The following is a 24,707-nucleotide window of genomic DNA, read 5'->3' on the forward strand; positions in this document are numbered from 1 at the left end:
AAAGAAAGGGTGTTAAAACAGAACGTTAAAATGGCTCAGATACTGCCACCGGGGATCACGGTGAAACCGACGTCCACCATGCGTGGGCACACCGTTTCACCGCGCAGCCGGGCCAGCAAGCGCTCGGCGCCGATCTGCCCCATGCGTTCACGCGGCGTCAGCACGCTGGCCAGCTTCGGCACCATCACCTGGCCGATGTCATGGCCGTGGAAGCCGGCGATCGCCATGTCCTGCGGGATCGACAGCCCCTGCCGCTGGCACTCGAAGGCCGCGCCGATCGCCAGGTCATCGTTGGTGCAGAAGATACTGTCGATCTGCGGATAGTCGCGCTGCGCCACGCGCAGCAGTTCACCGCCGGCGGAATAGGAGGAAGATCGCGCGGTCATGATGCTGTACGGCTCCAGGCCGGATTCACGCATCGCCTGCTCATACCCCTGCTGCTTGATGATGGTACGTTCATCCTGACGGGCGCCGAAATAGACCACGTGACGGTGGCCGTGCGCGATGATCTGCTGGGTCATCTGGCGCGCCGCCTCGAAGTTGTTGAAGCCCACCGCCAGATCGATACACGGCGAGACGCAGTCCATCAGCTCCACCACCGGAATGCCCGCCACCTCGATCATTTTCAGGGTGCGCGGCGTGTGATGGCGCTCAGACAGGATCAGGCCGTCGATATTGTAAGACAGCAGCGAGGTCAGACGTTCTTCTTCACGCTCCGGCAGGTAGCCATAGTGCGCCAGCATGGTCTGGTAGTTGTGCGCGTCGGTCACGCTTTCGATGCCGCGCAGCACTTCGGCGAACACCTGGTTGGTCAACGACGGCAACAGCACGCCAATCGCCCGGCTGGTGGCGTTGGAGAGGATGTCCGGCGCGCGGTTGGGGATGTAGCCCAGCTCATCCAGCGCGACGGCGATTTTTTGCTGCAGGGCGACGGAAACCTGGTCGGGATTGCGCAGATAACGGCTCACCGTCATCTTGGTCACGCCCACCTTGTCCGCCACATCCTGGAGTACCGGCCGTTTTTTCTTCATTATCAATGAACTGACTAACCGTGAATGGGCAGTCATTTTAGCAAAAAAAACGGCGGGCCGATATTGTCGGTTATGCGGCGGCCAACGCAAAAAGGGCTCACATCGTGAGCCCTTCATACGCAGACAAAGGGGGAAAAAGCGTGGTTTCTCCCCCTTTGTGACGATCAGCCGAAAATCAATAAATTGATTTTCCTTGTTTTTATATGTTTTGCCGGCGTTAAGTCAGGCAACGTCGGCAGGCGAGTCACTCACCTCAAGGGCTCACACCGTGAGCCCTTGATATTTACCGCTTAATCACACCGGCGGCAGATCGAACAGCAGGATTTCGCTCTCTTCGTCGGCCTGGATCGTCAGCGCCGATTCATCCCACACCGCGAACGCGTCGCTGATGCCGGCGGTCTGGCCGTTGACCGAGACCTTGCCACGCACCACCTGGATCCAAACGCGACGGCCGGCGGCGATCGGGCATTCCCCCTGCTCGCCTTTATTCAGCGCCCAACGCGACAGCGTCATATCCTGGAACACCTTCAGCGAGCCGTCACGCGCATCCGGCGACAGCACCAGCTGACGGCCCTGCGGCGCGTCGAACATGCGCTGCTCGTAGCGTGGCTCAAGCCCGACCTGATCCGGGATGATCCAAATCTGGTACAGGTGCAATGGACGATCCTGATTGGCGTTGTACTCAGAATGACGCACCCCGGTGCCCGCACTCATGATCTGGAATTCACCGGCCTGGATCTGCTCCTTGTTGCCCATGCTGTCCTGATGTTCCACCGTGCCGCTCAGCACGTAGGTCAGGATTTCCATGTCTTTATGCGGGTGAGTACCGAAACCCTGCCCTGCATCGATCACATCTTCGTTGATCACCCGCAGCGCCGAGAATCCCATAAAGTTCGGATCGTAGTAATCGGCAAATGAGAAGGTGTGCCAGCTATCCAGCCAGCCATGATTGGCGTGGCCGCGGTCTTCCGCTTTACGTACATAAATCATATTCAACTCTCCTCAATGTTTTTTTACAGTCTAGTCCTGCCAGCAGAATAAGAAAGCGTAAAAAACTCATGCCTCTGTTCAAAAATTTCGATGGAATGAAACAGCGGATGGGCAGCGGATTTGTTGAAGGCGGAAACGGCTGAAAAAGGGCAAAAAAAAAGCCAGCACCCGAGCTGGCTAAGTAAACACTGGAAGCAATGTGAGCAATGTCGTGCCTTCGCAGCGAGAGTATCAAGGGTTGATGCCCTCCCCGGAACGCATCGCAATAATAATCATTATCATTCGCACCTGTAAAGCGTTTTTTTTGACCCGTTGAAATAATATTGACTCAAGGCAGTAAACGGATAAATTCAGAGGTTATTCAACCGGTAAGCAAAAGGAGCAGCGACATGAGCGAGATCGTGATACGCCACGTGGAAACAACGGATGCGCAAGCCCTGCATCATCTTTATTCGCAGACGCCCGTCTACCGCGATACGCTGCAGCTCCCGCTACCGTCCGTCGAGTCCTGGCAGAAGCGACTCGCCAATCCCGAACCGGGCACGCATAACCTGGCGGCCATCATCGACGGGCAGCTTGCCGGCCAGTTGGTTGTGATGCTGAATCAGCGCGTTCGCCGCCGCCACGTCGCCACCTTCGGCATCGGCGTCGATCCGCGCTACCACGGCAAAGGCGTCGGCAGCCGCCTGATGCAGGCGATGATCGACCTGTGCGACAACTGGGCCGCCATCGAGCGCATCGAACTGACGGTGTTCACCGACAACCCGGCCGCCATCGCGCTATACCGCAAGTTCGGCTTCGAGATAGAGGGCACCAGCCGCGGCTATGCCATGCGCGATGGCGTGCTGGTCGACGCCTACCATATGGCGCGTTTGCGTTCCGGGCAGCCGCACGGCGATGCGTAATATTCCCCACCCGCAGGGGCCGCTGTGCCGGCCCCTGCATATCAACCGCCGAACCTTTTTACACGCGCTGGCCGGCCTGACCGCCGCCGTCGGCATATTCTCTCCTCTCACCCCATTAGGTGCCGCTATGCCAACTTCCGCCGCCGGGCGCCCAGGCTCCCGCAACCTGATTACCGATGTGCCCGGCCTGAAGGTCGGCGTGGCTCAGGACAGCCGGGTGCGCACCGGCGCGACGGTGATCCTGCCGGACAGCCCGGCGATTGCCGCCGTGGACGTGCGCGGCGGCGGCCCCGCCACCCGGGAAACCGACGCGCTCGGTGAGGACAATTTGGTACAGACCATCGATGCGCTGACGTTCAGCGGCGGTTCGGTTTACGGTCTGGCGGCGGCGGATGGCGTCGCAGCCTGGCTGGGGCAACAGGGTAAAGGCTACGCGCTGCGCCCAGCACCCGGCGTGCCGGTCTCCCCTATCGTGCCCACCGCCTGCCTGTACGATCTGGCCAACGGCGGCGACAAAAACTGGCAGCTCACGCCGCCGTATCGCCAGTTGGGCATCGAGGCGGTCGGCAAGGCCGGCCTGGACTTTCCGCTGGGCACCGTCGGGGCCGGCTACGGCGCCATGACCGGCATGGGCAAGCTGAAAGGCGGCCTCGGTTCGGCGTCGATCGTGACCACCAACGGCGCTACCGTCGGCGCGCTGGTGGCGGTCAACAGTTTGGGTGCGGTGGTCGCACCCGGCACCCGCGCCTTCTGGGCGACGCCTTATGAAATTAACGGTGAATTTGGCAACGGCGGCGCGGCGGCGCTGGCGCAACTGCATGCGCAGGGTGAAGACGGGATGGTGCAAGAGCCGCAGGGCGGCAGAAAGAACACCACCCTGGCCTGCATCGCCACCGACCTGGCGCTGACGCGAGTGGAGTTGAAACGGGTGGCCATCATGGCGCAAGACGGTATGGCGCGCGCTATTCGCCCGCTGCACAGCCCGTTTGACGGCGACGTGGTGTTCGCCCTGTCCACCGGGCAGCGCGAGGTACAGGGCAGCCGCGAACTGGCGGTGCTGCAAATCGGCGCGCTGGCGGCGGATACCCTCGCTCGGGCGATCGCCCGTGGCGTGCATGCCGCTACACCATGGCCAGGCAGCCAGGTCGCAACCTGGCAAACGCTCGGCGGCTAACGCGCCGCCATCAAAAAAGGGGCGCTAACAGCGCCCCTCGATCTTTATTCACCCTTACCGCTTAAATACCGGCGGTTTCCCGAATATAGCGGCGCGCTTTCACCGCATACTCGAACGGGTTGGCCAGCGCCGGATCCTGCTCGGCCTCCACCACCATCCATCCCTTGTAACCGCGCTCGTCCAGCAGCTTGAACACCGGCCTGAAGTCGATCACGCCATCACCCGGCACGGTGAAGGTGCCCTTCTTCACGCCATCGAGGAAGCTCAGCTTGTTGGCCTTCACTTCCGCCACCACCTCATCGCGCACGTCCTTCAGATGGACGTGGTTGATGCGCGGCAGATACTTCTCCAGGATCGCCATCATCGCCTGCTGGCTGCCTTCCGAATAGTAGGCGTGCCCGGTATCGAACAACAGGTAAACGTCGTCGTTGACCATGCTCATGTAGCGATCGATTTCGGCGGTAGTCTGAATGCCGGTACCCATGTGGTGGTGCAGACACACCTGCATGCCTTTGCCGGCGGCGATCTTCGCCAGCTCGTTGTAACCGTCGGCCACGCGCTGCCACTCTTCATCGCTGAAATACGGCTTCTCTTCGAACACGCCTTTGGTGGTGCCCTGAATGCTCTTGCTCTGCTCGGAGCAGCCAATCACCCTGGCGCCCATGGCATGCAGGAAATTCATGTGGTTGATAAATTCATCGATGGTTTTGTCTTTTTGGCCGTCGGCGAAAAAGGTGCTGATCCAGGCGTTGCAGATCTGAATGCCGCGAATATCCAGCATCGGTTTCAGCACCGCCGGATCGCGCGGGTATTTGCTGCCCACTTCGCTGCCGGTGAAACCGGCCAGCGCCATTTCGCTGACGCACTGCTGGAAGGTGTTTTCCTTGCCCAGATCGGGCATGTCGTCGTTGGTCCAGCCGATTGGCGCGATGGCCAATTTCACGTTGTCTTTATTCATGGTCTGCCTCGGTCCTTGGAGGGCCGCCGGTGCAAATGACGCCGGCGAGCCAAATAAGATTATTTGCCCAACAGCTCTCTTTCGATGCGCTCTCTGGTCGCCACCGCCTGGCTCGGCATCTTTTCCGGATAGCCGAACAGCGAGGTGCAGATGATCGATTCGCCGCCGGCCTTGAAGCTGCGGTTGGCAAATTCCATGTCGCGCAGCGTCTGGAACAGGGCGTCGAAATTCACCTCACCTTCGCCGATGCCGACGTGCTGATGCACCGCGGCGTCAACGCCCGGCGGATTGACGATATAACGGCAATGCTTGGTGTGATTCATGGTGTCGGCAATCAGCACGTGGGAAAGATCGTCCCCGGCGTACTGCAACATGCCGGCCACATCGCCCTGCCCCTTGTCGTAGTAGAAGGTGTGCGGCACGCTGTAGAGGTATTTGACGTGGTCGCTGCGCAGCGATTTCACCAGATCGGCGGTTTCGTTACTCAGCTCGCAGAAGTCCCACGGGTGCGACTGGATCTCCATACGGATACCTTCACGCTCGATGATCGGCAGCAGCTCCTCCATCGAGCGATACCACAGCTCCTCGCAGATCTCCGGCTCGTTGGGGTTGCCGGCCAGTTCGGTGTTGATCACCTGCACGCCCATTTCTACTGCGATCTCGATCATCCGTCGCCAGTTTTTGACCGCCGCCTGGCGGCGATCTTCGCCCGGCCCGGACCAGCGATACACCACGATAAATGAGGAGATCTCCACGCCGGTCGCTTTCAGGGCGTTTTTATACTCCGCCATGATTTCGCGGCTGGCCTTCGGATGCTTGTAAAACGGGTTGATCTGCGGGTGCGGCGACTGCTCGATGTATTTATAGCCCCAGTCCGCCACCTGCTGAACCATTTTGGTCACGCCCAAATCCCGGATAACGTCGACATCAAAAGCGATCTTCATGGTCACTCCTCTGCAATCATGGGTACGGGGTTCAAGCCGATGGCTTGTTGTAAAACGCCGGGCGCGCCGGCAGGGTCACCGGTACGATCTCACCGCTGAGCTGGGCCGCCACACAGGCGTCGGCGGTCACGGCGGCGGCGTAGCCGTCCCAGGCGGAAGGCCCGGTCAGCTGGCCCGCGGCCACGTCGTTGATGAACCCCTGCAGCTCGACGTCATAGGCGTCGATAAAGCGATCTTTCCAGTCGGTCAGGATTTCGGTCGACAGGCGGGCGCCGCTGCGCATCTGCACCGAGGACGGCTCCGGCAGTTTGGCAATGCCGGTTTCCCCCACCACTTCACACTGAATGTCGTAGCCGTACTGGCAGTTGACGAAAATTTCGACGTCGATGCGCGTGCCTTTGGCGGTTTCGAACAACACAATCTGCGGATCTTTCAGATGCGGGAACGCCTTCGGGCTCTTGCGTGGGAACACCACCTGCACCGACACATAGTCGTCGTCGAGCAGCCAGCGCAGCACGTCGATTTCGTGGATCAAGGTATCGGTGATCGCCATATCGGTGGTGTAGGCCTCGCCGACCGTCGGGTTGCGGTGCGCGCAGTGCAACATCAGCGGTTCGCCGATCTGGCCGCTGGTCAGCACCTGTTTCAGCGCGCGATAGCCCTGGTCATAGGGGCGCATAAAGCCGACCTGCACCAGCCGCTTGCCGTGCTTCGCTTCGGCATCGACGATGTTCTTGCAGCCCTGCGCGGTCACCGCCAGCGGCTTCTCGCAGAACACCGGTTTGCCGGCGGCGATGGCCGCAAGCACGAATTCTTCGTGGCTTGGCCCCCAGGAGGTGACCAGCACCGCCTGCACGTCGGCGGCCTTGATAAGATCGTGGCCGTTGTCATACACCCGCGCATCCAGCTGCAGATCGCTCACCACCTTGGCGGCGTTGTCGCGATTGATGTCGTTCACCGCCACGACGCGGGCGCCCTGCAAAACTTTGCTGCAGCGACGGATATGATCGCGGCCGATGGCGCCGGTGCCGATAACCCCAATGTTCAATGTCATTTTCGCTACCCTCTGGAAAGTGTGTTGTGTTCGAAAACGAATCAGTAATCGCGCGCCTTATCGATGTTTTCCTGCAGCTTGCGCGCCACTGCGACGATTTTCTCGCTGTCGGCCACCTGAGCGCCGCCCACGCGCCACCAGCTGAGATACTTGTGCACCATGGTCTTCGGCAGCACCTTGATGTCCAGCAGCGTGGACACGGTCTGCCTGCGGGCGTCGGCCAGCGCATCGAGCAGCTGCTGCTCGGTGGTGACGCGATAGGTTTTACAGCCGTAAGCCGCCGCCAGCATGGCGAAATCGACCGGCACCAGTTTGCCGTCGAGCTTGCCGCCCTCTGGATTGCGGAAGCGGAATTCGGTGGTATAGCTGTCCATGCCGTGTTCCATCTGCAGGTTGTTGATGCAGCCGTTGGTCATGTTGTCGAACAGCACCACGTTGATCTTGCAACCTTCCTGAATCGAGGTGACCAGTTCGGAATGCAGCATCATGAAGGCGCCATCGCCCACCATCGCGTACACCTCACGCTGCGGCTCGGCCAGCTTGACCCCCAATGCGGCGTTCACCTCGTACCCCATGCAGGAGTAGCCGTATTCCACGTGATAACCGTGCTCGCCGCGGTTGTGCCACACCCGCTGCAGATCGCCCGGCAGGCTGCCGGCGGCGGCCACAATCACGCTGTCCGGCGGCAGCTCACGGTTCAGCACCCCCAGCACCCGGCTTTGCGTCATCGCCGAGTCGGTCTGAGCGATAAATTCGGCGAACACCCGCTCGCGATCGAGGTGATCGTCGATCTCCGGCACAAAGCCTGCGCCGCTGTATTCCACCGCGTAAACCCGCTCGGTCTCTTCACGCTGGGCAGCGCGCGCCGCGGCGATGGCGTCGCCCCAGCCGGCGCGGTACTCGGTTTGCGTCAGCAGCGCGCCCAGTTCGCTCAGGGCCTCGCGGGCGTCCGCCAGCACCTGCACGCCGTCGAGCTTGCCGGCGTCGAAGGCGCTGACGTTGATATTGAGGAAGCTGACGTCCGGGTGTTGAAACAGCCATTTGGACGAGGTGGTGAAATCGGTGTAACGGGTGCCGACGCCAATCACCAGATCGGCCTGGCGGGCCAGCGTGTTGGCCGCCAGGCAGCCGGTTTCGCCGATGCCGCCAAGGTTGAATTCATGGTCACTCGGCACCGCGCCTTTGCCGGCCTGGGTCTCGGCGAACGGAATGCCGAAGCGCTCGGCGAATTCGCGCAGCGCCCGCCCGGCCTGCGAGTATTTCACGCCGCCGCCGCACACCAGCAGCGGTTTGCGTTTGGCCGTCAGCAGCGCCAGCGCGTCCGCCAACATGCTGTCGGTCGCCGGACGGCGATCGAGCCGGTGCACGCGTTTTTGGAAGAAATAGTCGGGGTAGTCGTAGGCTTCCCCCTGCACGTCCTGCGGCAGACACAGCGTAACCGCGCCGGTTTCCGCCGGATCGGTCAACACGCGCATCGCATTGATGCAGGCGCTCATCAGCTGTTCCGGTCGCACGATGCGGTCCCAGTATTTGCTCACCGCGCGGAACGCGTCGTTGGTGCTGATGCTGAGATCGTAAGACTGTTCGATTTGCTGCAGCACCGGGTCCGGCTGGCGGGAAGCGTAAACGTCGCCCGGCAGCAGCAATAAAGGAATGCGGTTGGCGGTGGCGGTGGCCGCGGCGGTGATCATATTGGCGGCGCCGGGGCCGACCGATGAAGTGCAGGCGTAGATCTGCCGGCGCAGTTTTTGTTTGGCGAAGCCGATCGCCGCATGGGCCATCCCCTGCTCGTTGCGGCCCTGATGCACCCGCAGATCGCCGCTATCCTGTTCCAGCGCTTGCCCCAGCCCCAGCACGTTGCCGTGGCCGAAAATCGCGAAAATGCCCGCGACGAATTTGGTTTCCACCCCGTCGGCCAGCAGATACTGGTTATCGAGAAATCTGACGAGCGCCTGCGCCATGGTTAGCCTGATCTTGCCCATTTACTCACCCTTTAGATTGAGGGCCGCCCCGGAAAGGGCTCGCGCCGAGCCGACAATCCCGTGTTTGTATTACGCGGCGGCAGCTATTATCTTGAGCAGGCGATGCCCGCTGCTCACGAAGTCGACAACCTGAAACGTGAAGCGATTATAAACAAATATATTTTTCATAAAATCACATTACAGAAGAAACATTTCATTTTGCGATAAAGATCGCATATTACATGAAAAGCCCGTTTCATCTCGTGATTCAGCCTTTACTGGCTTCGCGCCGCGCACCGGCCGATAACAACCGTTACCACACGGGCTGACAGCCTTTTATCCTGATCTAACCCCCTTTTCTGCGCGCGCCCGGTCGCCGTCTTATGGCCGCTTCATCGGCTTTTCCCGTTCTCCTGTCGATGTTTTAAACGCATCACATTTTCGGGGTGTAAATTTCATTCTATATTGAAATTGAAATTTTCATTCCCCATACTATCCACATGCTTCCTGCAGGGCGCCACGCTCGGGCCGCCGCCGGAGTTTTGCTTAAACAGAAGGAAACGGGTATGGCTACACAAGAAAAACAGCTTGATGTCATTTGTCTCGGGCGCATCGCCGTCGATTTCTATGCTCAGCAGATCGGCGCGCGGCTGGAAGACGCCGGCACATTCGCCAAGTACCTCGGCGGATCTTCCGGCAACGTGGCCTACGGCACCGCCATTCAGGGGTTAAAATCCGGCATGCTGGCGCGCGTCGGCGATGAACACATGGGCCGCTTTCTGCGCGAAGAGCTGCAGCGCGTCGGGGCCGATACTCGCTGCCTGATCACCGACAAACGTCGGTTAACCGGCCTGGTGATCCTCGGCATCAAGGATCAGGAAACCTTCCCGCTGATCTTCTACCGCGAAAACTGCGCGGACATGGCGCTGACGCCCGACGACATCGACGAGGCCTACATTGCTTCCGCGCGCGCGCTGGCCATCACCGGCACGCACCTGTCGCACCCGAACACCCGCGCCGCGGTGCTGAAGGCGCTGGAATACGCGCGCCGCCACGGCCTGCGCACCGCGCTGGACATCGATTACCGCCCGGTGCTGTGGGGGTTGACGTCGCTGGGCGACGGCGAAACCCGCTTTGTGGAATCGGATCAGGTAACGCGCGAGCTACAAGAGGTGCTGCACCATTTCGATCTGATCGTCGGCACCGAAGAGGAATTTCATATCGCCGGCGGCAGCACCGACACGCTGACGGCGCTGAAAAACGTGCGCCGGGCCACGGCGGCCACGCTGGTGTGCAAGCGCGGCGCGCAGGGCTGTTCGGTGTTCGAAGATGACATCGCCGACGACTGGGAACAGGTGAAGCTGCACGCTGGTGTGCGAGTGGAGGTGCTGAACGTGCTGGGAGCCGGCGACGCCTTTATGTCCGGCCTGCTGCGCGGCTACCTGAACGATGAGGGCTGGGATCAGGCCTGCCGCTACGCCAACGCCTGCGGCGCATTGGTGGTCTCGCGTCACGGCTGCGCCCCGGCCATGCCGACCAAACGGGAGCTGGATGACTATCTGCAGCGTGAACAACAGGTCACGCGCCCGGACCGCGACGCACGCCTGAATCACCTGCACCGGGTCACCACCCGCAAGCAACAGTGGCCGGAATTGTGCGTATTCGCCTTCGATCACCGCAAGCAGCTGGCGGACATGGCGCGCGAAGCCGGCGTCAGCGAGGAACGCATTCCGCGCCTGAAAACCCTGCTGTTAACGGCGGCGCAACAGGCTGCCGCGCAGGCCGGCCTCAACGGCAACAGCGGCATTCTGGCCGACACCACCTACGGGCAGGCGGCGCTGAACGAAATCACCGGTCAGGGATGGTGGATTGGCCGGCCGGTGGAGCTGCCCAGCTCGCGCCCGCTGCGCCTGGAGCACGGCAACATCGGTTCGCAATTGATCGACTGGCCGCAGGAGCACGTGGTGAAGTGCCTGGTGTTTTATCATCCGCACGACGCGGCAGAACTGCGCCGCGAACAGGATGAGCTGATCGCCGACGTCTACCGCGGCTGCTGCAAATCCGGCCATGAGCTGCTGCTGGAAGTGATCCTGCCGGACGGCAACGCCGACAAGGACGAGCGCTATTACCTGGAGATGATTGAACACTTCTACCGGTTGGGCATTCAGCCGGACTGGTGGAAACTGCCGCCGCTGAGCGCGGAAAACTGGCAGCAGGTCGGCGCGCTGATCGACGCCTACGATCCCGACTGCCGCGGCGTGCTGATCCTGGGGCTCGATTCCCCAGAGGCGGTGCTGAAGGCGGGCTTTGCCGCCGCCGCAGATGCGCGCTGGGTGAAAGGTTTCGCCGTCGGCCGCACTATTTTCGGCCAACCTTCGCGCCGCTGGCTGCAGGGGGAAATCGACGACGCGGCCCTGATCGAGCAGGTGAAACAAAAATACCTGACGCTGATCGGTTTCTGGCGCCAGTACCGTCCACAGGCGGGCGGCACGCACTGACAGCGAGAGCAGGTTCACGTCCCCTTAAGGCCATTTCGCCGCTTTAAGGGGATTTTTTTGCCCATTTTCTGTGAAGTCGCGCAATGTGCGATCGAATAAATCGCTTTTTGAGGAAATGAAATTTCCGCTCCGTCTGTTAAAATACCCTGTCAATATTTCAGGCGTCAGGCCAATGCGCCTTCACCCCACTGCGAGCCGAATGGATGAACAACCCAACTCAACTTTCGCTGTTACAGGACGAGATCCGCCACCGTTATGAAACGCTGAGCAAGCGTTTGAAACAGGTGGCGCGCTATATTTTGGATAACAGTAACAGCATCGCTTTCGATACCGTTGCCTCCATCGCCGCACAGGCCAGCGTGCCGCCTTCCACCCTGATCCGTTTCGCCAACGCCTTCGGTTTCAGCGGCTTCAACGAAATGAAGCAGGTGTTCCGTCAGCATCTGATGGAAGAGACGGTGAACTATACCGAGCGCGCGCGCCTGTTCCGCCAAACCTCCACCGACGACAACGTCGCGCCAGAGAAGCCGGCGGAGATTCTCAACGTATTCACCATGGTCAACGCGCAGGCGCTGCAGCAGCTGGCGATGCAGATCGCTCCCGAGCAGTTGGATCGCGCCGTCGAGCTGCTCAACAACGCTGAAAACATCTACGTGATCGGCCTGCGCCGCTCGTTCAGCGTCGCTTCCTACCTCACCTATGCGCTGCGCCATCTGGAGCGCCGCGCGTTTCTGATCGACGGCCTGGGCGGGATGTTCACCGAACAGCTGAGCATGGTGAAACCGAAGGACGTGGTGATCGCCATCAGCTATTCGCCATACGCCCGCGAGGCGGTGGAACTGGTGGAATTGGGCGCCAAGCGCGGCGCGCAGCAGATCGCCATCACCGACAGCCAGGTCAGCCCGCTGGCCGCCTTCAGCGACGTCTGTTTCGTGGTGCGCGAAGCGCAGGTGGACGGGTTCCGCTCGCAGGTGGCTTCGATGTGCCTGGCGCAGACGCTGGCGGTCTCGCTGGCGCTGAATAACGCCCGGGACGAGTAAGGCTGACAAAAAAGCCCGGCAAGCCGGGCCTCAGGCGCTTATTGCGCGGCGGGATAGCCGTCGCCGTTAATCCAGGCGTGGTCTTTTTCCCAGGTGAATTTCCACTGCCGCACCGGCCCGGCCATCACGTTGAGGTAATAGTTGTCGTAACCCGCCAGGGTCGCCACCGGGTGATAACCGCGCGGCACTTTCACCACGTCACGATTGTAGACCGGCATGCACTCATCGAGCGTGCGATCGTCGGTATAGACGCGCTGCATGCAGAACCCCTGCTCCGGCTGTATGCGGTGATAGTACGTCTCTTCGAGATAGGTTTCGTGCGGTGAGTCTTCTTGATCGTGCTTGTGGCTCGGGTAGGAGCTGGTATTGCCCTCGTCGGTGTAAACCTCCACCACCAGTAGACTGTCGGCCGGCTCACTGTCCGGCAGAATGTTATGCACCAACCGCTGGTTACGCCCCTTGCCGCGCCGCTCCACGCCGATATCCGCCGGCGTAATCAGCCGTGAAGGCAGGTGGCCGCTGCCGGGCGCGCTGCACACCGCCAGCTCCAGATCGGTTTCTGCCCGCACGTCGATGCGATCGTGGTGCGGCACATACACTGCGTAAGGCGGCGTACGTTCGAACGGGCTCATGCGTTTACCGATATGCGGGTATTCGGCGCGCAGCGTGGCGACGGAGGCGATACCGGCAACCAGCACCAGGCACAGTTCCTGGTCGCCGCATTCCAGCTGCAGCGACTGCCCGGCGGTCAGGCGGTAAACGTCAAAGCCGACATAGCGCCAACCGGCATTTTCCGGCGTCACGTGCTGAATACGCCCCTCGGCATTCGGCGTCTGACATTTGGCAAGCAGTGAAGACATCTCGATTCTCCTGTTAATGACCCGTGCAAAGGCCGCTGCCCCGAAGGAGCAACGGCCTGGCCTGAATATGACAGCGCTTAACCCAGCGTCGGCATGCTGAATTCGGACACCGTCTGCTGCCCGGCCGGCCAGCGTGCGGTGGCGGTCTTCATGCGCGTGTAGAAGCGCACGCCGTCGGTGCCGTGCACGTTCAACGCGCCGAACACCGAGCGCTTCCAGCCGCCGAAGCTGTGGAACGCCATCGGCACCGGCACCGGCACGTTGACGCCGACCATCCCGGCCTGCACTTCCTGCACGAACTGACGCGCGTAGTGGCCGCTGCCGGTAAAGATGGCGCTGCCGTTGCCAAACTCATGGCCGTTGACCGTGTCGATGGCGGTGCGATAGTCCGGCACCCGCACGATGCCCAGCACTGGCCCGAAGATCTCTTCGCGGTAGATGCGCATATTCGGCTTCACATGGTCGAACAGCGTGCCGCCGACGTAGTAGCCTTCAGGGTAGCCCGGCACCTGATAATTGCGGCCGTCGGCCACCAGGGTTGCGCCTTCTTCCACGCCCAGATCGATGTAGCCCAGCACCTTTTTCTGGTGGGCAGACGACACCAGCGGCCCCATTTCATTCTCTTCGCCACCCTGCTGCAAGCCCGGCCCGACGCGCAGCTGCGCGATCAGCGGCTTCAGTTTGGCGATCAGTTTGTCGGCGGTATCGTCACCGACCACCACGGCGATCGGCAGCGCCATGCAACGCTCGCCGGCGGAGCCGAACGCGCCGCCCATCAACGCGTTGACCGTGGCGTCCAGATCGGCGTCCGGCATGACGATCGCCTGGTTTTTCGCCGCGCCGAAGGCCTGTACCCGCTTGCCGTGCGCGCTGGCAGTGGTATAGATATGTTCCGCCACGGTGGAGGAGCCGACGAAGCTCACCGCCTGAATGCGCGGATCGGTGCACAGCTGCGCCGCATCTTCATTGGCGCAGTGCACCACGTTGAACACGCCGTCCGGCAGGCCGGCTTCTTTCAGCAGCTCCGCCAGGCGCACCGAGGCCGAAGGCACCAGCGCCGGCGGCTTGAGGATAAAGGTGTTGCCGCAGGCCAGTGCGATGGGGAACATCCACATCGGCACCATCGCCGGGAAGTTGAACGGGGTAATGCCCGCCACCACACCCAGCGGCTGCATCAGCGAGAAGCTGTCGACGCCGCTGCCGACGTCCGGCGAATACTCTCCCTTGATCAGATGCGGGATACCGCAGGCGAATTCGACCACTTCCATGCCGCGCGTCAGTTCGCCCAGCGCATCCGAATACACTTTGCCGTGCTCGCTGACGATAAGCTCGGCCAGCTCGTCGCGGTGTTGTTCCAACAGCGCCTTGAAATTGAACATGATGCGCGCACGGCGCAGCGGCGTGGTGCGCGACCAGTCGGCGAACGCCCGATGCGCCACGTCGATGGCCTGTTTGACTTCGGCGGCGGTGCTCTGCGTGACGCGCCGCTCAACCTGCCCGCTGGCTGGGTTGTGCACGTCGATGGTTTGATTGCTGCTGCTCAGGCACACCTGCCCGTCAATAAAATTACCCACGGTTTTCATGTCACGCCCTCTTTTCAAGTCCGCTGTCGCCAGGCCACTCACAGGCGGCGCGGCGTTAATCGTCCCGCTCGCCAAACTCCGTCGGCAAGCCGGCTAAATCCTGACCGGATGCAGCAAACTCTATTTCATTGAAAAAAAAGTTTCAAATAAATTGTTTTGAAAAATTTGTTTTTAGTGCGTGAGGTCGCAATTTTGCGGTATCGATCGGATTGGCGCTTTCATTGTCGTGCCAGGGAAAGCACAACAGCGGCGGAGAAAACAGAGCTAATACACACTGACTTTGCTACAGAAAACCCGCACTGAGCCTGCTCTGCCGTCGTTACCGTCCGCCCCCGAACGCCCAAGGCGCCTGGCGCAGAGGTGACGGTTTTTTTTGAACTGGATCTAAAAATCAATATTCCATTATTCACTAATTATGAAATAAATGTTCTTGTTTGTTCCAGCATTTATCGACGACATCGCCTTGATGACAGGCACGGTTCACACCCTTCCGCTCGCCCTCTTCCCGACACCCCGACCGTGCGGACGGAAGCCAGGATAAAAATCGGAGCAACACATGTCATATCAGCGTAAGCACAATACCGGCTACATATTGCGAATTTGCGGCATCGCCGCCCTGGGCGGCATTCTGTTTGGCTACGATACCGCCGTGATCTCCGGCGCGATCGAAGCGTTGAAAACCTATTTCGATCTCAGCCCGGCCGAAACCGGTTGGGCCGTCTCCAACGTGGTGATCGGCTGCGTGGTCGGCGCCTTCGCCGCCGGGCCGCTGGCGGCGCGCTGGGGCCGCAAAAAGGCGCTGATGCTGGCGGCGCTGCTGTTCACCGTGTCCGCCGTCGGCGCCGCATTGGCCCCGACCTTCACCTGGTTCGTCATCTACCGCATCATCGGCGGGCTGGCGGTCGGCATTGCCGCCACCGTGTCGCCGATGTACATGTCGGAGGTGTCGCCGAAAGACATGCGCGGGCGGGCGCTCAGCATGCAGCAATTCGCCATCGTCTTTGGCCAGATCGTGATTTTCTACGTCAACTTCAAAATCGCCAGCATCGCCAGCGAAGCCTGGCTGGTGGAAATGGGCTGGCGCTGGATGTTCGCCTCGGGCGTGATCCCCTGCATTCTGTTCTGCATCCTGGTGTTCGTCATTCCTGAATCGCCGCGCTGGAACGTGATGATGGGCCGCGACGATCAGGCGCTGGCGATGTTGACCAAGGTCTCCAACGCCGCCCACGCGCAGAATCTGCTGAAAGAAATCAAAGACTCGCTGCAGCAGGATCAACAGCAGCAGCACCGGAAGCTGAACTACGGCGATGTGCGGGTGCGGTTTATCCTGTTCGTCGGCTGCATGATCGCCATGTTACAGCAGGTCACCGGCGTCAACGTGATGATGTACTACGCGCCGGTGGTGCTGAAAACCGTCACCGAAAACGCGCAGGAAGCGCTGTTCCAGACCATCTGGATCGGCGTGCTGCAGCTGGTCGGTTCGGTCATCGGCGCCATGCTGATGGATCGCATGGGCCGCATTCCGCTGATGCGTTACGGCACGCTGGGCGCCATCGCCGGCCTGCTGCTCACCTCGTACGCGCTCTACACGCAGGCCACCGGCTATTTCGCGCTGTTCGGCATGCTGTTCTTCATGGTGTTCTATGCGCTGTCCTGGGGCGTCGGCGCCTGGGTGCTGGTGTCGGAAATCTTCCCGAACCGCATGCGCGCGCAGGGGATGAGCATCGCCGTCGGCTGCATGTGGGTCGCCAACTTCGCGGTGTCGCAGTCGTTCCCGATGATCAACGACCACCCTTACCTGTTCTCGCATTTCCACGGCGCCTTCCCGATGTGGATCTTCGCCGCCTGCTGTCTGTTCAGCTACTGGTTTATCGGCCGCTATATTCCGGAAACCAAAGGCGTCTCACTGGAAAAAATGGAGCAGGTGGTGATGGCCAAACGCCACCGCCAATCCCTGCCCGACGGCAAGCCGCTGCCGCTGGAAAACGGCAAATCCTGATCTCTCAACCCTGACCGCTGGAGTCATGCCCATGAACATTGCGCTGGACCGCTTCTGCATTAACCGCAAGATCGCGCCGAATCTCAATCTGGACCATTTTTTCCGCCTGGTGAAACGCTGCGGGCTCAGCAAAGTTGAGCTGCGCAACGACATGCCCAGCGGCAAGGTGACCGACGATCTGAGCGACGCGCAGCTCAACGCGCTCGCCGCGCAATACGGCATTGAAATCGTCACGATCAACGCCCTCGGCATGTTCAATCTGATGGATGACCCGGCGGCGCTGCAGCAGCGCGCCGAAGCGTTGCTGGCGCAGGCGCAGGCCATCCACAGCCGGGCGCTGGTGCTGTGCCCGCACTGCAGCGCCGACGACACGCGCAGCGAGCAGCAAAAACGCGACGACACCCTCGCCGCGTTGCGGCTGCTGGCACCGCTGTTTGCGCGCTATGGCGTACAGGGATACGTCGAACCGTTGGGCTTCGGCATCAGCTCGTTGCGATCGTCGCTGCTGACCCAGGCGCTCATCCGCGACTCGGGCGCGCCGTACCGTATCGTGCTCGATACGTTCCACCACTATCTGAGCGGCGTGACGCAAGCCGACTTCGACGCGCAGATCCAGGTGGCGCAGATCGGCCTGGTGCATCTGTCCGGCGTGGAGGACGGGCGGGATAAAGGCACGTTGAGCGACGAAGAGCGCATTATGCTGAGCGAGGGCGATCGGCTGGAGAGCGGCCGCCAGGTACAGAACCTCGAACGCCTGGGCTACACCGGCGTCTATGCCTTCGAGCCCTTCTCTTCACAACTGGACAGCTGGAGCGAGGCGGATATCGAACGGGAAATCCGCCAGAGCATCGCCCTGCTGCAAGGGTAAAAAAACGGCCTCCGCGGAGGCCGTTTTTCATGGCGTTACTTCAGGTTGCCGACCACCAGCTGGTGGCGCTCGTTGTAAAACTTACGGTAGGCCAAATAGCAGGCGATGATGGTTGACAGGCTGGCAGTAGAAAGCAGCATGAAGGTCACCATAATCTGGTATTTGATCGCTTTCACCGGATCGATACCGGCAAAGATCAGCCCGGACATCATGCCCGGCAAGCTGACCAGCCCAACGGTTTTCGCCGAGTCCACGGTCGGGATCAGCGAAGCGCGGATGCTGTCGCGGATCAGCGCCGCCGACGCGAACTTGGGCGTAGCCCCCAGGCTGAGCATCTCCTGAATCTTCTGCTGCTCGCCTTTGAAACGCTGGCCGAGGTTGGTGTAGCACAGCCCCACCGCCACCATGGCGTTACCGGCGATCATCCCGGAGATGGGGATCACCTGCATCGGTGTAAATTCGATGGAGCCGGTCAATACCAGCACCGCCAGCGTCAGCACCGCGCCGGTGGTAATGGCGATAAACGACGTCACGAACGCGTGTTCGATGTACTTGCTGCGTTTCTTGGCGTTGTAGGCCGCGTTAAAGCAGATGAACAGCACCATCAACACGGTGAGAACGGCGTTATCCAGGTCGAAAATATACTTCAGCACGTAGCCGACGATGATCAGCTGCACCACCGCGCGGCAGATGCTCCAGATAATGTCCTTTTCCAGCGCCAGTTTTTCCCGGTGGCTGATCAGGATGGCGACCACCACCAGCACCATCGACAAGCCCAAGGATTCGTTGGTGATGTTATGCTGATTCATGCTGTTGCTCCTGTTGCTCGGCGCCATGCGCGCGCAGGGTGATCACCTCGTCCGCATGCGCTATCTCTTCGGTATCGTGCGTCACCCACAGCACCGCCAGCCGGTGTTCCGCCACCAGTTGATGCACTATTTCGTTGACGTTGCGCTTATTTTCCTCGTCCAACGCGCTGGTGATCTCATCGAGCAACAGCACCCGCGGCATAAACTGCAGGTTGCGGATCAGGGACACGCGCTGCTTCTCCCCGCCGGACAGTTCATTGATGCTTTTGGTCAGCATCGCCTCCGGCAGCCCGAAACGCGCCAGATCGGCCTTCATTTTTCGCTCGGCTGGCGGTTCCTGGCGGATCTGGTAAGGCAGCGCCAGATTGTCGTAAACCGTATTGCCGAACAGTGACGGCGTCTGGAAGCAGTAAGAGACCTGCTTGCGATACGCCTCCGGCGACATCTCGTCGATCGCCTGGCCGTCGAAATAGAGCTTTCCGCTGGTCGGATCCATTAAGGAAGAGATGATTTTCAGCAGGGTGCTTTTCCCGCAGCCGGAAGGCCCGGTGATCAGTTTGAACTCGCCTTCACCCAGCGTGAAAGAGACGGAATCCAGGATCACCTGGCTGTCTATTTGATAATGAATATCATCCAATCTCAGTATGTCTTTCTTTTCCTTCATTACGATGCCGGCTCCCTACACCTGTTCCCGTCTGAGCGATAAGTATATGGCCGCAAAAAACATCTTAGCAATGGCTGTGCGGATGGCAGTGAACGAAGAGGGAGGATTGACGGAGCGAAACGCCCCGTCAAATGATAAATTTAATTAATGATTAGCTGTGGGAATAGTCAAAAGCGACCACCAGGGTCGAATCACTCTTTTTTTATCGCTGCCTGTTCGTCGCAGCTGTACCAACGGAGAGAATTGTTGATGCTGCGGTGGGTGCAGTGGACCTTGCCCTCCTTTTCCAGCGCCAGCAGCAGGGTGCGGGTGGTATAAATATTTTCGCCGCATTTATCCGCCAGCTCGCGCGTCTTCGGCCACTGTTCCGGCGGGGGATGATGGCCCCCGGATCCTTCCACACGCTCCCTGCACAATCCTTGCAACACATCCAGCATCAGCGATTTTCTACTTTCAAACGTTTTCGGCACCTTGGCCATAGCATTCCTCCTGAGTGGTTACTGCTGAGCTCCCCGCTCATGGCTGCACGTCAGCGATGCGCAGGGGGATAAATCACGGCGGTATCCGCGCAAACAGCGTTGTTCCGATAAAATAGACCTGGCGCTGTCGAAAACCGCGAGAATGAATATTTATTAATGAATCCAACCTTTGCAGATAAAATGTCATGCATTGACCCTCGGATTTTTCACTAGGATTTTTCTGTGCAATTTTTTTCACGGTTATCATGGTACGAAGATGTTTAAACAATCCCATAACGAACCGTGAAGAAATAATTATCAACATCGTCAACGCATTCGCCTTACCTCTGCTTAAAGCATTAATCCCAGTAATCATTCCATTGTTCATCCTTTCATTATCACTTAGGTCATTATTATATGATGAACATGGCATTTCCTGCCCTTTTCTGGTTAATCACAATGGGTTAAATAACATAAATGCGTCCAAAAAATAGCATCCAATAAGAATAATCTTCCCTCTGCTATGTTGTTATTTTTTTGTTAAAACCAATTCGGCAACCTAGGAATTGGCGTTGGAACGCCATACGGACAACTAACCACACAAAATTATATAAAACAAATGCTTATGTTTTTCATTTTGTTTCATAAAGAAAATTTTTCAATGGCCGTCAAAGCGTAATATTAGCAAAGCGATATTGTGCATTGTAGGGCAACAGCTATTCCAGTCGATCTAATATCTCGCATAACCTTATTTATACAGTGATTTATTCTGGATAATATTTACATACGATCTATTGGTTTTTGATCTTATATTTAACTTTTTCCTTTTGGTTTTATATTCTGAATTTGACTTATTTTAATAAAATCTATTTCCAAGCAATGCTATTGTTTGCAAGAATATTCCCAGCAAAACGCCATGCCGACATTCGGTTTTTAAAATCAAATAAAACCGACTAAACATCACATAACCATTTCGTTATTGAAAACAAATAACGAAGGGTGTGCGTATTGCCCAAAGCAAAAGGATCTGGCTCCCGTCGCAGCGCAGCTGACAAGGCGTTGCCGCTCTGCGGGGATTTAGGTGTGCTTTTCTTTTTATTTAAATACTCTCTACAGGAACCTGAGAAATGAAACTGAATAAATTAATGCTGGCGACCGTCATTGCTTTTTCCACCGCCTCCGTTGCACATGCGGCACCGACCCCGAACCAGGGCAGCGGCACCGTAACCTTTAGCGGTGAAATTATCGATGCGCCTTGCAGCATCACGCCGGACTCCGTCGATCAAACCGTCCCGATGGGCCAGATCAGCAGCCGCATCCTGGCCAAAGAAGGCAAATCCAGCGCCGAACCCTTCAGCATTGAGCTGAAAGACTGCGCGCTCAACACCATGAAAAACGTCAAGGTGACCTTCACCGGCACGCCGGATGCCGTCAACAGCAAACTGCTGGCGTTGAGCGGTTCCGCCAGCGGCGCGGGCATCGTGATTTACGACCAGTTGCACGCCAAGGACGTTGAGCTGGGCACCGCAACGGACGGCCAGGGCCTGAACGAAGGCAACAACGCCCTGAAATTCGCCGCATACCTGCAAGGTAACAGCGCTTCCGGCGCCGTCGTGCCGGGCAAGTTCACCAGCGTGGCGAACTTTACCCTGGCTTATCAGTAAGCCTCGTTGGGGATGCCGGCACGGGCATCCCCATGCTTAACGACGCCGGCTCCGGCAAAGGAACCGATCTCGACAGGGAGAAGCCAGCATGACCATCCATTGGCGAGGCGCATTGCTGATCGCGCTCAGCATCAGCAGCGCTAGCGCCACGGCGAAAACTCAGGGCCACGGCAAAGTCAGCCTGGGCGGCGAAATCGTCGAAACGCCATGCAACATCGCCGGCGACAGTCTGGATCAAACCGTTGATTTCGGGCTGGTTTCAATGAGCGACGCCGGGCGAGATGCCCAGCCGAGCCTCATCGGAAGCCGCCGCCACTTCGCCATCAGGCTGGTGAACTGCGAACTGGCCAGCCAGATAAAGCCCGATTTTATTTATCGCACGGCCAACCTCACCTTCAGCGGCATCGCGGATAGCCAAGATCCGCAATGGCTCGCCGTCCAAGGCGAGGCGCGCGGCATGGCTATCGAGTTGCTGACCGACGCCGGTACCCCGATCCCGCTCGGCAGCACGACGGCAGATTATCTGATCGTCACCGGCGACAACACGCTGCGCTTTGGCGCCCAGTTGCGCATTCACCCCGACAGGGCACGGGCGGGCGGTTTCAGCTCATTGGCCAAATTTACCCTGTCTTATCTGTAGCCGGTTTTCGTTAGGAACGCTGTACAGCATTACGTATTCAGGTCGTACGGGATGACCTGCTATTAGGCGCGGATTTGCCATGAGTGATCATTCTATGACGTCTTTACTGACAATAAAAAAAACGCCCATCATCGTCATTCTCTCTTTTCTCTGGGCAAAACCGGTCTTTTCCGCCACGGAATTCAATACCGACGTGTTGGATATCGGCGAACGCAGCAAAGTGGACTTATCCCGCTTTTCCGACGCCGGTTACGTCATGCCGGGCACCTATCTGCTGGATATCAAAATCAACCAGAAAACGCTGCCCCAGCGCAGCATTCAGTATTTCCCGTCGCCGGATGACAAGAGCGGCAGCCAGGTGTGCCTGCCGCCTGACCTGGTGGAAAAAATGGCGCTGAAAGAAGATGCGGCCAAAAAAGTCACCCTGTGGCACGACAACCAGTGTGCCGACATTCGCGGCATCAAAGGCGCAACGGTTTCCGATCGCATCAGCGGCGGCGTACTGGCGATCACCATTCCGCAGGCCTGGATGAAATATTCCGATCCCGACTGGACGCCGCCCGAGCAGTGGGACGATGGCATCCCCGGCATACTGCTGGATTACAATCTCAGCGGCCAAATAGGCAAACAGCACCACGACAACGGCACCGCCGAAAGCCTCAGCAGCTACGGTACGTTGGGCGCCAACCTGGGCGCCTGGCGCCTGCGCGCCGATTACCAGACCGACTTCAACCAGCAATACGGCCGCCGCGACAGCAATTTCGACTGGAATCAGATCTACGCCTACCGCGCGCTGCCGATGCAGGCCGCCAGGCTGACGCTGGGTGAAACCTACCTGAATTCGCCGGTGTTCGACGCCTACCGTTTTACCGGCCTCAATCTCGCCAGCGACGAGCGCATGCTGCCGCCCAACCTGCAGGGTTACGCGCCTGAAGTGCGCGGCATCGCCAAAAGCAATGCCCGGATCACCGTCTCTCAGGAAGGCCGCACGCTGTATCAAACCACGGTACCCGCCGGGCCGTTCGCCATCCAGGATCTCAGCAGTTCGGTACGCGGCAAACTGGATGTGAAAGTGGAAGAACAAGACGGCAGCGTTTCCACTTTTCAGGTAGATACCGCCAGCATTCCTTATCTGACCCGCCCCGGCTACGTGCGCTATAACATGGCGCTGGGCAAGCCGTCTGCCTACGATCACCGCACGCAAGGGCCGGTGTTCTCTGCCGGCGATTTCTCCTGGGGATTGAGCAACGCCTGGTCGCTATACGGCGGCGCACTGCTCGGCGGCGATTACAACGCCTGGGCCCTCGGCCTGGGGCGTGACCTGAACCTGTTCGGCGCCCTGTCGGTGGACGCCACGCAGTCGATCGCGCGCCTGCCCGATGAACCCAGCGCCAAAGGCATGTCATTCAAGGTCAACTACGCCAAACGTTTCGACGAACTCAACGGCCAAATCACCTTTGCCGGCTACCGCTTTTCGCAGCGCAAGTTCATGACCATGTCGCAGTACCTGCAGGCGCGCTACGGCGACATTGACGATCGCTACAGCGGCCGACAAAAAGAGTTGTATACCGTCACCGCCAGCAAAACCTTTATGGCGGAGGACAGCGCTCAGGCGATCACCGCTTATCTGACCTACTCACACCAGACTTACTGGGACGCCGGTGCGCAAAATCGCTACGGCATGTCGACCAGCAAGCTGTTCGACTTCGGCGGGATCAGCAACATCACCGCCTCGTTGGCGGCCTATCGCACTCACTATCGGGGCCGCACCGACGATAGCGCGATGCTCAATTTCACCGTGCCTATCGGCGAGCACAACCGCCTGGGCTACGCGCTGCAGGTCAATAATCACGACGTGACCCAAACGGCGACCTACACCGACAACAGCGACATCAACAATACCTGGCAGGTCGGCAGCGGCGTCACCCAGTCCGGCAAACCGACGGCGAGCGGTTACTACACCCATAACGCGTCGTTCGGCACGCTCAACGCCAACGCGTCTTATCAGCAGGGCAGTTACTCCTCGATAGGCGGAACTTTCCGCGGCGGCCTGACCGCTACCCGGCACGGCGTCGCCGCGCACCAGAACGCCGGCAATGGCGGCAGCCGCATGATGCTGGATACCAACGGTGTCGCCGGCGTGCCAATCAACAACGGCCGCGCTTACAGCAACCGCTTCGGGTTGGCGGTGATCTCGGATATCACCAGCTACTACAACACCGATACGCGCATCGACGTCAACAAGCTGGCGGACGACGTTGAAGCCACGCGCGCGGTGGTGCAGGGCACGCTGACTGAAGGCGCCATCGGTTATCGCCACTTCGAGGTGGTGAAAGGCAGCAAGCTGTTGGCCACCATCAAGCTGGCAGACGGCAGCGAACCGCCGTTCGGCGCCACGGTGCTGAGTGCGACCGGACGGGAGATCGCGGTGGTGAACGACGGCGGATCGGTATATCTGACCGGCGTCCAACCGGAAGAACGGTTGGACGTCGCCTGGGAAGGCCGCCGTCAGTGCCACATCGCCATCCCAGGCGCCGCCAAACCGCTGGACCGGCTGCTGTTGCCGTGCGCCAAACCGTAATCCGCAACACATTGAGAGTAGACGAA

General features: G+C 59.4%; 20 protein-coding genes. 9 read left to right on the forward strand and 11 right to left on the reverse strand.

What is annotated here, in order from left to right; translation table 11 throughout:
- Positions 1-35 precede the first annotated feature (35 nt).
- Together gntR and BVU99_RS05150 are read right to left on the reverse strand one after the other, a co-directional pair.
- Positions 36-1,031: a gluconate operon transcriptional repressor GntR gene (gntR, locus tag BVU99_RS05145; protein ID WP_025304569.1), complete on the reverse strand. Its 996-nt coding sequence runs from the start codon at positions 1,029-1,031 to the stop codon at positions 36-38.
- Between the two features lie 294 nt (positions 1,032-1,325).
- On the reverse strand, positions 1,326-2,021 hold the full coding sequence (locus BVU99_RS05150; protein ID WP_004930835.1) for a pirin family protein: 696 nt from the start codon (positions 2,019-2,021) through the stop codon (positions 1,326-1,328).
- 389 nt (positions 2,022-2,410) lie between these two features.
- On the opposite strand from BVU99_RS05150, the gene BVU99_RS05155 reads away from it, so the two are divergent.
- Both BVU99_RS05155 and BVU99_RS05160 read left to right on the forward strand, forming a co-directional pair.
- Entirely contained in the window at positions 2,411-2,926 is a 516-nt protein-coding gene (locus BVU99_RS05155; protein WP_025304571.1) for a GNAT family N-acetyltransferase, read from the forward strand.
- Positions 2,919-4,100 (forward strand): P1 family peptidase, encoded by a 1,182-nt coding sequence (locus BVU99_RS05160; RefSeq protein WP_099817016.1) that lies wholly within the window; start codon positions 2,919-2,921, stop codon positions 4,098-4,100. Before BVU99_RS05155 ends, BVU99_RS05160 begins: the two co-directional genes overlap by 8 nt.
- Positions 4,101-4,161: 61 nt before the next feature.
- Here the strand turns inward: BVU99_RS05160 and iolE are convergent, their stop codons facing one another.
- The 4 genes from iolE to iolD are packed head-to-tail and all read right to left on the reverse strand — an operon-like array spanning position 4,162 to position 9,038.
- Positions 4,162-5,058, reverse strand: coding sequence for a myo-inosose-2 dehydratase (iolE, locus tag BVU99_RS05165; RefSeq protein ID WP_099817017.1), 897 nt, complete (start codon positions 5,056-5,058; stop codon positions 4,162-4,164).
- Positions 5,059-5,117: 59 nt separating this feature from the next.
- Positions 5,118-6,002: a sugar phosphate isomerase/epimerase gene (locus BVU99_RS05170; RefSeq protein ID WP_049205585.1), complete on the reverse strand. Its 885-nt coding sequence runs from the start codon at positions 6,000-6,002 to the stop codon at positions 5,118-5,120.
- A gap of 31 nt (positions 6,003-6,033) precedes the next feature.
- Positions 6,034-7,056, reverse strand: coding sequence for a Gfo/Idh/MocA family oxidoreductase (locus BVU99_RS05175; RefSeq protein WP_025304575.1), 1,023 nt, complete (start codon positions 7,054-7,056; stop codon positions 6,034-6,036).
- 41 nt (positions 7,057-7,097) lie between these two features.
- Complete coding sequence (gene iolD / locus BVU99_RS05180) at positions 7,098-9,038, reverse strand: 3D-(3,5/4)-trihydroxycyclohexane-1,2-dione acylhydrolase (decyclizing) (RefSeq protein WP_099817018.1); 1,941 nt, start codon at positions 9,036-9,038, stop codon at positions 7,098-7,100.
- Positions 9,039-9,583: 545 nt separating this feature from the next.
- On the opposite strand from iolD, the gene iolC reads away from it, so the two are divergent.
- Together iolC and BVU99_RS05190 are read left to right on the forward strand one after the other, a co-directional pair.
- Positions 9,584-11,515 carry a 5-dehydro-2-deoxygluconokinase gene (gene iolC / locus BVU99_RS05185; protein WP_025304577.1) on the forward strand — a complete coding sequence of 644 codons (1,932 nt, stop codon included), beginning with the start codon at positions 9,584-9,586 and terminating at the stop codon, positions 11,513-11,515.
- A gap of 203 nt (positions 11,516-11,718) precedes the next feature.
- Positions 11,719-12,555, forward strand: a complete 837-nt coding sequence (locus BVU99_RS05190) for a MurR/RpiR family transcriptional regulator (protein ID WP_004930856.1) — start codon at positions 11,719-11,721, stop codon at positions 12,553-12,555.
- 38 nt (positions 12,556-12,593) lie between these two features.
- On the opposite strand, the gene iolB is transcribed toward BVU99_RS05190, so the two are convergent.
- Both iolB and BVU99_RS05200 read right to left on the reverse strand, forming a co-directional pair.
- Positions 12,594-13,415 carry a 5-deoxy-glucuronate isomerase gene (gene iolB / locus BVU99_RS05195; RefSeq protein ID WP_049209128.1) on the reverse strand — a complete coding sequence of 274 codons (822 nt, stop codon included), beginning with the start codon at positions 13,413-13,415 and terminating at the stop codon, positions 12,594-12,596.
- Between the two features lie 77 nt (positions 13,416-13,492).
- A complete protein-coding gene (locus BVU99_RS05200; protein WP_025304579.1) occupies positions 13,493-14,998 on the reverse strand; it encodes a CoA-acylating methylmalonate-semialdehyde dehydrogenase in 1,506 nt (501 codons plus the stop codon).
- Between the two features lie 556 nt (positions 14,999-15,554).
- Here BVU99_RS05200 and BVU99_RS05205 point away from each other — a divergent pair.
- The gene (locus BVU99_RS05205) at positions 15,555-16,997 is read left to right on the forward strand and encodes a sugar porter family MFS transporter (protein WP_025304580.1); all 1,443 of its coding nucleotides are present in this window, start codon (positions 15,555-15,557) and stop codon (positions 16,995-16,997) included.
- Positions 16,998-17,028: 31 nt separating this feature from the next.
- Entirely contained in the window at positions 17,029-17,865 is an 837-nt protein-coding gene (locus BVU99_RS05210; RefSeq protein ID WP_043139001.1) for a TIM barrel protein, read from the forward strand.
- A gap of 35 nt (positions 17,866-17,900) precedes the next feature.
- Here the strand turns inward: BVU99_RS05210 and fetB are convergent, their stop codons facing one another.
- The 3 genes from fetB to BVU99_RS05225 form a co-directional block, all read right to left on the reverse strand.
- Positions 17,901-18,674, reverse strand: coding sequence for an iron export ABC transporter permease subunit FetB (fetB, locus tag BVU99_RS05215; protein WP_025304582.1), 774 nt, complete (start codon positions 18,672-18,674; stop codon positions 17,901-17,903).
- Entirely contained in the window at positions 18,661-19,338 is a 678-nt protein-coding gene (gene fetA / locus BVU99_RS05220; protein ID WP_004930881.1) for an iron ABC transporter ATP-binding protein FetA, read from the reverse strand. The genes fetB and fetA overlap by 14 nt, the downstream gene beginning before the upstream one ends.
- A gap of 191 nt (positions 19,339-19,529) precedes the next feature.
- Complete coding sequence (locus BVU99_RS05225; RefSeq protein WP_099817019.1) at positions 19,530-19,817, reverse strand: FaeA/PapI family transcriptional regulator; 288 nt, start codon at positions 19,815-19,817, stop codon at positions 19,530-19,532.
- Positions 19,818-20,923: 1,106 nt separating this feature from the next.
- Between BVU99_RS05225 and BVU99_RS05230 the strand changes: the two genes are divergently transcribed.
- From BVU99_RS05230 to BVU99_RS05240, 3 genes are all read left to right on the forward strand, one after another.
- Positions 20,924-21,460, forward strand: a complete 537-nt coding sequence (locus tag BVU99_RS05230; protein WP_049209131.1) for a fimbrial protein — start codon at positions 20,924-20,926, stop codon at positions 21,458-21,460.
- A gap of 88 nt (positions 21,461-21,548) precedes the next feature.
- Positions 21,549-22,100: a fimbrial protein gene (locus tag BVU99_RS05235; protein WP_099817020.1), complete on the forward strand. Its 552-nt coding sequence runs from the start codon at positions 21,549-21,551 to the stop codon at positions 22,098-22,100.
- Positions 22,101-22,179: 79 nt separating this feature from the next.
- The gene (locus BVU99_RS05240; protein ID WP_080440189.1) at positions 22,180-24,681 is read left to right on the forward strand and encodes a fimbria/pilus outer membrane usher protein; all 2,502 of its coding nucleotides are present in this window, start codon (positions 22,180-22,182) and stop codon (positions 24,679-24,681) included.
- Positions 24,682-24,707: the final 26 nt, after the last annotated feature.

This window comes from Serratia sp. OLAL2 (assembly GCF_002752475.1).
In the GTDB taxonomy this organism is placed as follows: Bacteria; Pseudomonadota; Gammaproteobacteria; order Enterobacterales; family Enterobacteriaceae; genus Serratia; species Serratia bockelmannii.